12 protein-coding genes are annotated in these 13,036 nt (G+C 72.3%); 3 read left to right on the top strand and 9 right to left on the bottom strand.

Features of this window, described 5'->3' with window-relative positions:
• Positions 1–18: 18 nt before the first annotated feature.
• Together AB0B72_RS26995 and AB0B72_RS26990 are read right to left on the bottom strand one after the other, a co-directional pair.
• Positions 19–399 carry a DUF779 domain-containing protein gene (locus tag AB0B72_RS26995; protein WP_367741772.1) on the bottom strand — a complete coding sequence of 127 codons (381 nt, stop codon included), beginning with the start codon at positions 397–399 and terminating at the stop codon, positions 19–21.
• An 8-nt stretch (positions 400–407) separates the two neighbouring features.
• Positions 408–1,931, bottom strand: a complete 1,524-nt coding sequence (locus AB0B72_RS26990) for an aldehyde dehydrogenase family protein (protein ID WP_367741770.1) — start codon at positions 1,929–1,931, stop codon at positions 408–410.
• A gap of 154 nt (positions 1,932–2,085) precedes the next feature.
• On the opposite strand from AB0B72_RS26990, the gene AB0B72_RS26985 reads away from it, so the two are divergent.
• The gene (locus AB0B72_RS26985; RefSeq protein WP_367741769.1) at positions 2,086–3,252 is read left to right on the top strand and encodes an NAD(P)/FAD-dependent oxidoreductase; all 1,167 of its coding nucleotides are present in this window, start codon (positions 2,086–2,088) and stop codon (positions 3,250–3,252) included.
• A gap of 1 nt (position 3,253) precedes the next feature.
• On the opposite strand, the gene AB0B72_RS26980 is transcribed toward AB0B72_RS26985, so the two are convergent.
• The 3 genes from AB0B72_RS26980 to AB0B72_RS26970 all read right to left on the bottom strand — a co-directional run bounded on the left by AB0B72_RS26980 (position 3,254) and on the right by AB0B72_RS26970 (position 6,543).
• Positions 3,254–4,510: a GAF domain-containing protein gene (locus tag AB0B72_RS26980; protein ID WP_367741768.1), complete on the bottom strand. Its 1,257-nt coding sequence runs from the start codon at positions 4,508–4,510 to the stop codon at positions 3,254–3,256.
• Positions 4,511–4,632: 122 nt separating this feature from the next.
• Positions 4,633–5,451, bottom strand: coding sequence for a sulfotransferase (locus AB0B72_RS26975; protein ID WP_367741767.1), 819 nt, complete (start codon positions 5,449–5,451; stop codon positions 4,633–4,635).
• 105 nt (positions 5,452–5,556) lie between these two features.
• A complete protein-coding gene (locus tag AB0B72_RS26970) occupies positions 5,557–6,543 on the bottom strand; it encodes a helix-turn-helix transcriptional regulator (RefSeq protein WP_367741766.1) in 987 nt (328 codons plus the stop codon).
• Positions 6,544–6,605: 62 nt separating this feature from the next.
• Here AB0B72_RS26970 and AB0B72_RS26965 point away from each other — a divergent pair, with 62 nt between their 5' ends.
• Positions 6,606–7,193: a DinB family protein gene (locus AB0B72_RS26965; protein ID WP_367741765.1), complete on the top strand. Its 588-nt coding sequence runs from the start codon at positions 6,606–6,608 to the stop codon at positions 7,191–7,193.
• A complete protein-coding gene (locus AB0B72_RS26960; protein ID WP_367741764.1) occupies positions 7,190–7,651 on the top strand; it encodes a VOC family protein in 462 nt (153 codons plus the stop codon). The genes AB0B72_RS26965 and AB0B72_RS26960 overlap by 4 nt, the downstream gene beginning before the upstream one ends.
• A 193-nt stretch (positions 7,652–7,844) precedes the next feature.
• On the opposite strand, the gene AB0B72_RS26955 is transcribed toward AB0B72_RS26960, so the two are convergent.
• The 4 genes from AB0B72_RS26955 to AB0B72_RS26940 form a co-directional block, all read right to left on the bottom strand.
• On the bottom strand, positions 7,845–8,156 hold the full coding sequence (locus AB0B72_RS26955) for a hypothetical protein (RefSeq protein ID WP_367741763.1): 312 nt from the start codon (positions 8,154–8,156) through the stop codon (positions 7,845–7,847).
• A gap of 100 nt (positions 8,157–8,256) precedes the next feature.
• Complete coding sequence (locus tag AB0B72_RS26950; RefSeq protein WP_367741762.1) at positions 8,257–9,522, bottom strand: glycosyltransferase; 1,266 nt, start codon at positions 9,520–9,522, stop codon at positions 8,257–8,259.
• Positions 9,523–9,536: 14 nt separating this feature from the next.
• Positions 9,537–11,627 (bottom strand): HAD-IIIC family phosphatase, encoded by a 2,091-nt coding sequence (locus AB0B72_RS26945; protein ID WP_367741761.1) that lies wholly within the window; start codon positions 11,625–11,627, stop codon positions 9,537–9,539.
• A 61-nt stretch (positions 11,628–11,688) separates the two neighbouring features.
• A complete protein-coding gene (locus AB0B72_RS26940) occupies positions 11,689–12,615 on the bottom strand; it encodes a TauD/TfdA family dioxygenase (RefSeq protein WP_367741760.1) in 927 nt (308 codons plus the stop codon).
• Positions 12,616–13,036 lie beyond the last annotated feature (421 nt).

Raw genomic sequence — 13,036 nt, 5'->3', positions numbered from 1 at the left:
CGCGGGAACCGTGTCGCTTCAGTCGCCGAGCGCGGCCCGCTCGTCGTCGGTCAGCAGGCGTGACCGGATCAGGAAGCGCACCCCTTCCGGGGCCTCAAGGGAGAAGCCACCGCCCCGGCCGGGGACGACGTCGACGGTCAGGTGGGTGTGCCGCCAGAGCTCGAACTGCCCCGCCCCGATCCAGAACGTGACCGGCTCGGCCACGCCGTCGACGGACAGCGAGGCGAGCAGCACGTCCGACGAACCGGTGCGGAACTCCCCCTCCGGGTAGCACATCGGGGCGCTGCCGTCGCAGCAGCCGCCGGACTGGTGGAACATCAGGGGCCCGTGGGCCTCCCGCAGCCGCCGCAGGAGGTCGGCGGCCGCGGGAGTCAGGTCCACACGTGAGACGTCGGGCATCGGGCGGCCTAGAAGAAGCCGAGCTTGGCCGGCGAGTAGCTGACCAGAAGGTTCTTGGTCTGCTGGTAGTGATCGAGCATCATCTTGTGGTTCTCCCTGCCGATGCCCGACTGCTTGTACCCGCCGAACGCGGCGTGCGCCGGATAGGCGTGGTAGCAGTTCGTCCACACCCGGCCCGCCTGGATCGCGCGGCCCGCCCGGTACGCCGTGTTCACGTCGCGGGTCCACACCCCGGCTCCCAGGCCGTACAGCGTCTCGTTTGCGATCTTGATGGCGTCGTCGAAGTCGGTGAACGACGTCACCGCGACCACCGGTCCGAAGATCTCCTCCTGGAAGACCCGCATGCCGTTGGAGCCCTCGAAGATCGTCGGCTGTACGTAGTAGCCTCCGGCCAGCTCGCCGCCGAGGTCGGCGCGCGCGCCGCCGGTGAGCACCTTGGCGCCCTCCTGCCTGCCGATGTCGAGGTAGGAGAGGATCTTCTCCAGCTGGTCGTTGGATGCCTGCGCCCCGACCATCGTGCCCGTGTCCAGCGGGTGGCCCTGGACGATCTTCTCCGTGCGCGCCACCGCCGCGTCCAGGAAGCGCTGGTAGTGGCCCTGCTGGATGAGCGCCCTGGACGGGCAGGTGCACACCTCGCCCTGGTTGAGGGCGAACATCGTGAAGCCCTCCAGGGCCTTGTCGTAGAACTCGTCGTCCGCGCGGGAGACGTCGTCGAAGAAGAGGTTCGGGCTCTTGCCGCCCAGCTCCAGCGTGACCGGCTTGATGTTCTCGCTGGCGTACTGCATGATCAGCCGCCCGGTGGTGGTCTCACCGGTGAACGCGACCTTCGCCACCCGGGCGCTCGACGCCAGCGGCTTGCCCGCCTCGGCCCCGAAGCCGTTGACGATGTTGACGACGCCGGGCGGCAGCAGGTCGGCGACCAGGCTCATCCAGTAGTGGATCGAGGCCGGCGTCTGCTCGGCCGGCTTGAGCACGACGGCGTTGCCCGCGGCCAGGGCGGGGGCGAGCTTCCAGGCGGCCATGAGGATCGGGAAGTTCCACGGGATGATCTGGCCGACGACGCCGAGCGGCTCGTGGAAGTGGTACGCCACGGTGTCGGCGTCCAGCTCGGCCAGCCCGCCCTCCTGGGCCCGGATGGCCCCGGCGAAGTAGCGGAAGTGGTCGATCGCCAGCGGGATGTCGGCGGCCAGGGTCTCCCTGACCGGCTTGCCGTTCTCCCAGACCTCGGCGACGGCCAGCTCCTCCAGGTGCCGCTCCATGCGGTCGGCGATCCGGTTGAGGACTCCTGCGCGCTCGGCGACCGGCGTCCTGCCCCAGGCCGGCGCCGCGCCGTGCGCCGCGTCCAGGGCCCGTTCGACGTCCTCGGCGGTGCCGCGGGCGATCTCGGTGAAGGTCTCGCCGGTGACGGGGGTGGGGTTGCCGAAGTACTGCCCCTTCTGCGGCGGGACGTACTCGCCGCCGATCCAGTGGTCGTAACGCTGCTCGTAGGCCATGGGCGCGCCCTGCTGTCCCGGCGCCGCGTAACGGGTCATGAGGTGACCTCCCGGACGAGGTGTTCGGCTTGTCGCCCGCGACGTTAGTTGCGGGAATGTTGCCGGTATGTTGCCGTCGTTGTCATGGCGCCCGGCCGCGTTTCCACGGAGCCTTCCGTGGCACCTGCGACCTCTTCCGTGACACCCTCGACAGGTGGACGACGTGTGGGACGTGGTGATCGTCGGCGGTGGTCCCGCCGGCTCGGCGGCGGCCCTGCGCGCCAGGCAGCTCCGCCCGGACGCGCGGGTGTTGCTGCTCGACAAGGCCGCGTTCCCCCGGGACAAGGCCTGCGGCGACGGCATCGCCGCGCACGCCCGCGTCGAGCTCGCGACCCTCGGGCTGCCGGACCTCATCGCGGACTACCGGCCGACCTCGCGCCTGTCGGTGGTGTCCCCCGGAGGGGCACGGGTCCTGGCCACCGTGGCCCGGCCCAACCATGTCGTGCCGCGCAAGGTGTTCGACGCCCGTCTGGTCGAGGCCGTCCGCGCCGCCGGCGTCGAGGTGCGCCACCACCGTGTCCGTTCGGTCGACGCGCGGGACGGGTATGTGCTCGTCGACGGCGCCATCCCCGCACGGGCCGTGATCGCGGCCGACGGCGCCAACTCCGCCGTACGGAGGCTCGCGGGCATCCCGGCCAGCCCGGACGGGCACACGGCGATCGCGGTGCGCGGGTACGCCGACGTGCCTGCCGATGACGACGTCCAGCTCATCGCGATGCAGCGGGAGGGCTGGCCCGCGTACGCGTGGTCGTTCCCGGTGGGGGACGGCACGGCGAACGTCGGCTTCGGCATGCTCCTCCCGGGGCTGCGCGCCACAGGACTGCCGGGCCGCGCGGTCCTGCACGGCCGGCTGGCCGAGCTCCTGCCCCACCTTCCCGCCCGTGATCTGCGGGCCCACCACCTGCCGCTGTCGACCGGGCGCCCGACGCCGGGGGCCGGGCGCGTGCTCCTCGCGGGGGACGCGGGAAGCTTCATCAACCCCCTGACCGGCGAGGGCATCTACTACGCGCTGCTCACCGGCCGCCTCGCCGCCGAGGCGGTCATGCAGTACGGCGAGCAGGGCGGGCACGCTCAAGGGCCGCTCCGCGCCTATCGCAGGAAGCTGAGGAAGGCCCTCGGACGGCACCTCCTCACCACCGACGTGCTGGCCTTCGCCTCCAGGTCGCCGGGCTTCATCGACGCCGCGATCGCCACGGCGGCCCGGCGGGGGGACGTCTTCGACCTGCTCGTCGACGTGGGCCTCGGCGCCGGCACGGTCCCGCTGCCGCTCGCGGCCGCCGTCGTCCGCCGCTGGCTCCTCGACGGCGTACGGCGCCGGTAGCTCAGCGGTGCGGCAGGCCGTACTCCGCGTCGAGCTCGCTCACCCGGCAGGCGACGCGCGTGCGGCTGGGCGAGCCGGGCGGCGTGGCCGCGAGCAGGGCCTGCCAGGCGAGCAGGTCGTCCCTCCCCCACGGCGTCGCCACCCACCGCTCCAGCAGATCGGGGTCGCGGCGGCCGAGCAGCAGATCGTGCAGCCGGTCGTCGAGGACGCGGCGCTGCCACTCGATGCCCGGCGCGTCGGAGCCCGGCAGCAGCGGCCCGCCGTACGCCGCCAGTGCCGCCTGCGCCGCTCCGGCGGCGAGGTGGTCGGCCAGGACGTGGAAGTCGGCGCGGAGCGGCACCCGCAGGCGGTACGGCCGGGAGTCGAGCAGCTCTCCCAGCCGGTGGCGCAGCCGGGACAGCTCCGCGCGCAGCGTGACCGGGTTGAGCATCCGGTCACCGTAGAGCTCCATGCTGAGCTGGTCGCTGCCGAGGCCTTCGGGATGGCATGCCAGCAGCACCACGATCTCGCTGTGCCGGCGGCCCAGCCTGACCCGCCGCCCGCCCCGGGCGAGCACGGCGTCGTCGCGGCCGAGCGCGGTGAGCGTGACGGTGCCGGCCGGCGAGGGCAGGCCGGCCAGGTGCGCCTCGGCCGCCCGTGCCGCGGCCCGCACCAGGGCGAGACTGTAGGGGCTCGCCACCTGGTCGCCGCCGGTGACGTCGACGGCGCCGAGCAGGCGGCCGGTGTGCGGGTCGTGGATCGGCGCCGCCGCGCAGGTCCACCGCTGGACCGGCGTGCTGAAGTGCTCAGCCGCGAAGATCTGCACGGGGTGGTCGACCGAGATGGCCACGCCCGGGGCGTTCGTCCCGGCGTGCGCCTCGTCCCAGCGGGCCCCGGCGACGAAGTGCATCCGCTCGGCCCGCAGCCGCACGTCGCGGTGTCCCTCGACCCACAGGAGCCGCCCGGCCGCGTCGCACACGGCGAGCAGGTGGCCGCCGTCGTCGACCACCGATCCGAGCAGATCCCGGAAGAGGGGCAGGACGGCGGCGAGCGGATGGTCCCGGCGGTAGTCCTCAAGGTCGTCGTCGGACAGCTCGACGGGCGCCAGCGTCCCCGGGTCCACCGACCGCGCCGAGCGCCGCCACGAGTCGGCGACCACCGCGCGCACCCGCCCGTCGATCGCCCCGGCGGACACGAAGCGGGCGTGGGCGCGGCGGAGCTCGCCGGTGCGTTCTGCCGCGTCGGCTCCGGATTCCAGTGCGAGCCATGGGTCGGTCACGGCGCCTCACTCTCCGAGTGCCTCCGCGCCATCGTCACCCCATCACGCGCCGCCGGGCAATACGTCCGGGGAGGAACGGCCGCTTCCGGGCGTCCCTCCGCGTCCACCGGGTGACGTGAGAGCTAGGCCACAGCGCGGTAGCCGCAGGCGTGGATGAGCGACCGCATCTGGGGCGGGTCGAGCAGCCGGCGCAGCGACGCCGGCAGGGCGTGCCACTCCCGGATGTCGCGCGCGAGATGGGCGAAATCCTCGCCGACGTGCACACGTGTGGCGAGCACCTCCGGGTCGAAGGCTCCGGCGTCGAGGCCCGTGTGCCGTGCGATCTTCTCGCAGGCGCCGCCGGGATCGGCGACGAAGTCCTCGTAGCGCAGGCGCAGCACCGGCAGCCCGGCCTCCGGGGGCGCCAGGAAGTCCTCGGCGACGCGTTGCCAGTTCACCACGGCGTCCTCGGTCAGCCGGCGTGTCCAGCGGCCGTTCGTCTTTCGCTCCCACTCGTCCAGGCTGCGGAGCACGGCATGGGGGTCGCGGATGAGCAGGATGACGGCCAGGCCGGGATAGAGCGACCGCAGGCGGCGGGCATCGGCGAGGGTGTAGCGCACCTCCTTCAGGCCCCAGACGGGACGGCCGAGGCGGACGGCGGGCTCGACGTACAAGGTGTCGACGAAAGTGCGGAGCGCGCGCAGGATGACGTCGCGATCGGGCGTGAGGTTGGCCATCCAGCTCTGGTGGGAGTTCCGCGAGAACTCGGCGCGGGCGTCCCCGCCCAGCTCCCGTGACCATGACAGGAGGCTGTCGGCGGCTTCGAGGATGCGGCCGAGTTGCCCGCCGTGCTCGCCCCAGATGAGGACGCCCGGATGGGAGGTCAGCAGGCGCTGCAGGAGCGTGCTCCCGCAACGCTGTCCGGCGGCGAGGACGAGCACCGGCGTGTGCGGTGTGGTCATCCTCCATCTCTATATTCCGCAAGCGCGGGGCGACATCCCCCACGAGGCGATCCACCCCTTCTGTCCCTGGTGCTTCTGTCCCTGGTGCGCCGGAGTGGCGGTGGCTCATGGATCCTCCGGCACCGGTGAGGTCGCCGCGCCGGCCGCCAGGAGCCTGTTCGCCAGTGCGTGGCAGCGCCTCCTGAGCTCCGGAGGGTCGAGCACCTCGAAGTCGTGCCCCAGCAGGAGCATGTGCATGAGCAGGAAGTCGAGGCTGCCGGCGCCACTGAGCACCTCGCAGAGCTCACTCCCTCGCCGTCGTACCACGGCCGCCGACGCCGGAATCTGCGCGCGCACCGTGTCGGCCGGCGCGTGCACGAGGAATCGCGCCTGGTGCTCGTAGACCCGGCTCGCCACCCCCTCCTGCACGTACGCCGCCGCGTCGGGCGCCACGCGCGGGCGGAAGCGCCAGGTCCGTGCGGACACATCGGTCATGCGGTCGACGCGGAAGCTACGCCAGTCGTCACGATCGAGGTCGTAGGCGAGGAGGTACCAGCGCCGGTCGGAGACGACCAGCCGATAGGGCTCGACCCGCCGCCGTCGCACCTCGCTCCCGGACGGGTAGCCGAAGCCGGCCTCGACCTCGTCGCGGCAGGCTCTGGCCAGCGCCATAAGCACCCCGGGGTCGACCGGCGTGCGGCCTCCGCCGAAGGACTCCACCGAGCCCGACAGGGCGCGCACCTCGTCCCTCAGCCGGGCGGGCAGCACCCGGTCGAGCTTGGTCAGCGCCCGGAGTGCGGCGTCGCCGGCGCCGGCGACGCCGCCACCCGCGCCGGCGAGCAGCGAGACCACGGTGGCGATCGCCTCGTCGTCGTCGAGAAGCAGCGGCGGCAGGTCCTGCCCCGGGCCGAGCTGGTAACCGCCGCCGACACCCTGGCTGGCGTGCACCCGATAGCCGAGCGTGCGCAGCCGCTCGACATCACGCCGCACCGTCCGCGGCGTCACGCCGAGCCGGCCGGCGAGCTCGGGGCCGGTCCAGACCTGGCGTTGCTGCAGCAGCCCGAGCAGGGTGAGCACCCGCTCCGTCGTCCCCCGCTCGTCACCTCCGGCCATGTCGTCCACCCTGTCAGAGATAGCGGACCGATTCTGTCCTCCTGTGGTGCCAGGGTGGTCTTATGGACGCGAACGAACTCGACTGGAACCGAGCACTGCGCGAGCAGTTCGAGTTCCACTGGAATCACCAGCTTCGAAGCCGGCTCGACGACCTCACCGACGACGAGTACTTCTGGTCGCCGGCGCCGGACGCCTGGAGCGTGCGGCCGCGCGGCCACTCGGCGGCGCCCATCCAGGTCGGCGCCGGGGACTTCACGATGGACTACGCCTTCCCGGAGCCGGTTCCGCCGGCCTTCACCACGATCGCCTGGCGACTCGGTCACGTCATCGTCGGCGTGCTGGCCGCGCGCAACGCGGCGCACTTCGGCGCGCCGGCCGCGTCGTACGACACCTGGGAGTACGCCGGCGACGCGGCCACCGCCCTCGGCCAGCTTCACTCCCAGCTCGACGTCTGGCTGGCCGGGGTGAAGGGTCTCGGAGAGGCCGGGCTCCGAGTGCCGGTCGGCGCGAAGGAGCCCTACCCCGAAGCCCCCATGGCCGATCTGGTGCTGCACATCCACCGCGAGCTGATCCACCACCTGTCCGAGGTCTGCCTGCTGCGCGACCTCTATCTGCACACGAGACCCGCTGCGAACGGAACGCCCCGATGAGCCGCGAGATCCAGGTCACCTTCGACGCCCACGACCCGCGGGCGCTGTCGTCCTTCTGGTGCGACGTGCTGGGCTACGTCCACCCCTGCCCGCCCGGAGTCGACCTGCCCGAGGACGCCGATCCGCTGGCCGCGTGGGACGACTTCCTCGCACGAGTCGGCGTGCCGGAGGATCAGCGCAACACGAGATCGGCCATCGAGGACCCGGACGGGCACGGCCCGCGGCTGTTCTTCCAGCAGGTGCCGGAGGACAAGGCCGTCAAGAACCGCGTCCACCTCGACGTCCGTACGGCTCCAGGACTGCGGGGCGAGGAGCGGATGGCGGCGCTGGAGGCCGAGTGCGAACGGCTGGTCGAGCTGGGGGCGGCGAGGGTGCGCCGCCACGAGCCCGAACCGCCGATGAGCGGCGGCTTCATCGTGATGGCCGACCCCGAGGGCAACGAGTTCTGCCTGGACTGACACGGCCCGGCTGCGGTCGCGGAAGCCGAGGGGTGGCCGGCGGCCCGGGCGAGCTCCCCGCTCCGCGACCGGCCCCCATCCGCATCGCCGCGATCGGCACCACCCTGGCCCGTACCGGGAACCACGTCGCCGCGAGGCCCGCGACAGCCGATTTCACTGTCACCGGCGCTCTCGTTCTCCGGAGTGCCCGCGCTCATGCCCCGGCCCGGGAGGCGAGCGCGTCGAGGACCGCGACCCGCTCCCGGGGCACCTCGACGTCGACCAGGAGGTCGCCGCCCTCCCGGGCGAAGGAGAAGGTGAAGAAGGAGCAGCAGGCGCTCTCCCTCGTGGCGAGGTCACGGGTGATGAGCTCGGCCTGGCCCGAGCCGTCGAGCCGCAGCCGCAGCAGGGTCGGCGACCGCCGCTCGGCGCCGCGCAGGGCGGTGGCGAACAGCGCGTCGAACTCGGCCACGCGCAGCGGCCGCTCCACGGTCGGCAGCGTGCAGTCCGCGGGTGCCCACTCCATCGGTCCTCCCAGGGTCGCCTGATCCGGTGTCCGCCGGAATCCGTCTCCCGACGGTAACTCCTACCCGCGTACCGGAAGAGCCCAGCGAGGGCAACCCCCTCTACACGTCCCTCCGGGCACGGGCCATCGCGGCCAGGCGGGTCCGCTGCTCGGGGGTGAGGCGCGCGATCCGCTCGCGCGGATCGGGCCGCGTCATGATCTGATCGGTGCCGAGCAGCCCCTCGACGTGCTCGGCGACGACGCGCACAGAGTTCTCCGACGCGGCGTCGGCCGCGAGCGGCGCCATCCGCTCGCGGTACCCGTCGTCGTCGAGCGCTCGGGCGAGCAGTCCGGCCAGCCGTTCCTCGTCCCAGTGGGTCACGGGCAGCCACTCCGCGACGCCCGCGCGGTGGAGCCGCTCCGCGTTGTCCGGACGGTCGACTCCGTGCGCGAGCAGCACCTGCGGAGTGGCCGACGACAGCGCCCGGGCGAGCGTGCCGATTCCCCCGTGATGCAGGACCGCGGCGACGTGGGGCATGACCGTGGCGAACGGCGCCGAGGGCAGCCACTCCACCCCGTCGGGCAGCGACTCGGGAAGGAACGACGGGTGCCGGTTCACCAGCAGGGCCGGCCTCCCGATCCGCCGGCACGCGGCGACCGCCACGTCGTAGAACCGCTCGTGCAGCACCTGCCCGGTGCCACCGGTGATCAGCACGGGCGGCTCGCTCCACTCGGGGACCGGCCCCTCCGCCGTGTCGCCGAGCACGAACCCGCAGCGGACGACGTGCCCCGGCGCCTGCTGCCCCGCGGCGTCGAACCATTCCGGCCACAGCGCGAGCTGGGTCTTGACGCTCATCAGGTATCCGGTCCAGTCGCGGACCGGGCGCAGGCCGAACGACCGGAAGATCTCGTCGTACCCCCGCCCGAGCACGTTCCGGAAGATCTCCCCGACCACCGGCAACGAGACGTACTGGTGCGGCGTGACGGACACCAGCGCCACCGGGACCCCGCGGCGCTCGGCGGCCATCAGCCCGGCCATGCCCGACGTGTGCCGTGCGACCACCACGGTCTCCCCCGGCCGGTAGTGGGCCTCGATCATGCGGACCTCGTCGGCGAGCAGCTCGAAAAGGCCGTTGCGCTGGTAGAGCTCCAGCACCCCGCCGGGGTCCTTGAGGGGATCGAGCATGAACTGCCGGGCGTCGTCCAGGTGCCGGTCGTAGCCCTCCGCGGTGTCGATCGGCAGGTGCCTCAGGCCGGCGGCCGCTATCCGGTCGGCGAACCAGGCGTGCGTCATGACGGTGACCTCGTGGCCGCGCTCCGCCAGCTCACGCCCGATCCGTACGAAAGGGAGCACGTCCCCGTTGGTGCCGTGAGTGATCAGCAGCATCGTCGCCATGCGGATCAGCCGTTCCCGGAGTCGAGCAGGGCCTCGATCTCCTCGTCCGACAGGCCCGCCAGCTCGTCGAGCAGCCCGGCCAGCTCCTCGTCGCCGGTGTCGGCGAGCTGCCGCTCCTCGATGACCTTGGCGACCTCGGCCACCGTGAACGAGGTGGTGTAGAGCGTGTCGAAGGGCAGCTCGACGCCGAACTCGGCCCGCACCCGCGCCATGAACTGCACCAGCCGCAGCGAATGGCCGCCCAGCTCGAAGAAGCCGTCGCCCACCGAGGTCGGCGCCACGTCGAGCAGCTCGGCCCATATCCGCATGACGGTTGCCTCGGCCGGGCTCGCTCCGGCCACCTCCGCCACGGGGCGGGCGGCCCGCATCGCGTCCAGGATCGCCTCGGCGCCGGTGAGCCGGGTCGCGATCCGTTCGACGGCCCCCCATGCGGCGGGAGCCGCCGCGAGTTCGGTGGTCCGGGCGGCCCCCGCCCCCCTCTCCTGGGCCCCCCTCTCCTGGGCCCCCCTCTCCTGGGCAGGGCCCGGCGAGTGGACGACGGCTGCCGCGTCGCCCGCGTCGAGGACGTACCAGGCCGCCTCCTCGCCCCGCGGCTCGACGGCGGCGGGCAGTGTGGCGAGGAAGTCCCTGGCCGGCTGGTTGCGCTCGGTCGCCCGGAAGGACAGGGCCACCCGGGCCAGCCCGCGCTCCCGCGCGAGCGTGCCCAGGTGGGCGAGCATGCGATGCTCCACCCCACGCCCGAGTGCACGGCAGCTCAGCAGGAACGCGCCGGCACGCAGCGTGTCCCCGTCCGCCTGTACGTCGGTGAGGCCGACGACGCCGTAGTCCCCGAACCGGTCGCGCACGTCCACGACGAACTTCTCGTCGCCGTCCAGGCGTCGCGTCCCGGAGAGGTTGAACTGGTTGGTCCGCTCGGCGAGCTGAACGGCCCGGGCCTCGTGCTCGGGGCCAGCCGGGGTGATGGTCACCCTCAGGTCGAGCGTGTCGAAGAAGTCGGCGAGGGACATCTCGCCCCTGGCCTGCTCGCGCCGCCGTTCCTGCTGGTAGTACCGGGTGCGCACGCGGTCGGCCTCGGTGACCGCGGCGAGGTCGAGGGGCCAGCAGTGCCGCAGGAACGCGGCCGCCCCGGCGGCGTCGGCCGGGAGCTGGAGGGTCAGCACCTCAGGGCAGCCGGCCCGGACCTCGGCGCACTCGACCGGGCTGTCGTCGAGGAAGACGAAGGAGTCGAGCCCGAGGTTGAGCTCGGCGGCCAGCGAGCGCAGGGCCGCGGACTTGGCCTCCCAGCCGACGCGCATCGCGGCGACGTCGTCCAGGCCGAACGGCAGCTCGGGATGGCGGGCGAAGACCTCGCGGACGTCCTTCTCCTCGTTCTTGCTGCTCAGGCACACCAGCCGGCCCGCCGCGACCTGGCGGGCCAGCTCCTGCCAGATCTCCATGCGCTCGGGGCCGATCACGACGCCGTCCGGGCCGTCCTCACCGACGACGCCGTCCCACAGCGTGCCGTCGCAGTCCGCGACGACGACCTTGGGACGCGGTGTGGTCGTCGCGTGCAGGCGGCGGGCGAGCGCGGCACCGAGCGCGGCGAAGTAGCGGTCGGTGTAGGGGACGTTGCCGGTCCGGTCGGCGAAGGCGTCGTGGACGGCCTCCGGGTCCGCCGGCTCGTACGGCTCGGCGGAGGTGAGCACGGAGACGGCCCGGTCCCCCTCGAACGCGTGGGAGAGCCTGGCCGCGAGGCGCGCGTGGGCCTCGGGCGAGCCGTGCTCGGGCGAGGCCGGGCAGACCGCGACGAGGTGGACGGCGCCGGCCGCGCCGGCCGAGGTCCGCAGCGCGGCGGCCAGGTCGTCCGCGGCGGCGTCGAGCGCGGACGGATCACTGGCGCTAACGCCGTCGACGAGATCCTCGGCACGGACGAGGACGACCGCGGCGCCGGCCCGTCCGAGCACGCTGCCCGGGTCGAGGAGCGAGGGGAAGACCTGGTCGTACGGAGCGAAGGCGACATCCCCTTCGACGCCCAGTTCGGCGAGCCAGAACCGCAGGGCGTCGCCTAGTGGCTCGGCGGTGAAGGTCGCAGCGACCCCTAGAGCGATGTTGTGCACTGCGGTTTCCCTTTCGCGGGCACGATCAGCCGGACGATCAGCCGGCACGATCAGTGGGACGTCAGTCGGACATGGCGACGAGGACGCGGCGGGAGCCGGTGAAAGGCCGGCGGCCGTGACCGACGAGCACGTTGTCGATCAGCAGCAGGTCGCCCTCCCGCCAGTCGACGTTCACCGCGTTCTCCAGGCCGCGGTCGCGCACCTGAATGACATGGTCGCCGGGGATCGGCGTGCCGTCGGGGAAGGCCACGGACTGCGGCAGCTCCTCCGGCGGCATGAGCTCGGCGAGCATGGCGGCGGTCTCGTCGCCGAGCGAGGCGGGGTGCCACTGGTCCGCCTGGTTGAACCACACCTCCGCCCCGGTCACGGGGTGCCGGGTGGTGGCGGGCCTGATCTGCGTGACCCGCACACCGCCGTCGGGCCGCCACTGCCAGTCCGCCTCCATGCGGTCGAGGATCTCGGCCACCTGGTCGCGGTCCTCGGTCTCGAACGTCTCCTGCCAGCTCTTGCCGAGCCCCTGGCCGGCGTGCAGGTTCTGGGTGTAGCGCACCCCCTTGCCGAACGCCTCCCTGACCTCGTCGTCGAGCGACTCCAGCCAGCGCACGCCGTCCACCAGCGGAGTCGCCCCGCCGCTCTCGGCCGCCTTCTCGCAGTAGAACAGCAACCGGGAGGGCCACGTGGCGGAGTACGACAGCTCGTTGTGCATGGAGATCGTGTACTCGGCCGGGTACTCGGTCGAGGTGTAGACGTTGCCGCCCACCTTGGTGCGGGGCGAGTTGCCGTGGACGTAGGCCAGCCGGTTGGGCAGAAGCATGTTCATGACGGGGTCCAGAGTGCCGGGCGTGACGCCGAACCCCCGGAAGACGAGCGCCTTCTCGCGGACGAGCAGGTCGCCCACGTCCATTCCGCGCAGCCGGTCGAGCAGGCCCTCGGGCGTGGCGGCGGTGCCGTCCGGGGTCAGCTCCAAAGGCTTCCATTTATCGTCCATGAGCGTCCTCCCTCTTCCGCGAGATCCGGTCCCAGCCGGCCACGGTGACATGTCGAAAGGCGGACCTGACCATTCTCGCGGTGACGCCTCCGCTGAAAAAGATGATTCCGGCGGACAACATAAGACGACTCTCCCGGCGCGCGCAAGAATGTAGTTCGATTCGGTAGTCCGGACGGCCGGATGTCAAAAAATCCGACCGGCCGTGTGGTGATCGCAGATTATGATGAACGCTCATGTTGCGCCACCCAAGAATGGTGACGGATTGGCGCGTTCCCCATACGTTTCGCTTGTTTACGCTGCTCAAGGCATTGCCGTATCGCGTGTAGGTGCCGTGTAGATTGCGTGTAGATGCGTCTTGCATCACGTGTATGTTTCCCGTATCGTGAATAAGGCTTGTCATGGGAGCGCTCCCACGCATCCC

Source organism: Microbispora sp. NPDC049125, assembly GCF_040802045.1.
Classification (GTDB): domain Bacteria; phylum Actinomycetota; class Actinomycetes; order Streptosporangiales; family Streptosporangiaceae; genus Microbispora.
This window is presented reverse-complemented; position numbering and strand designations above follow the sequence as displayed.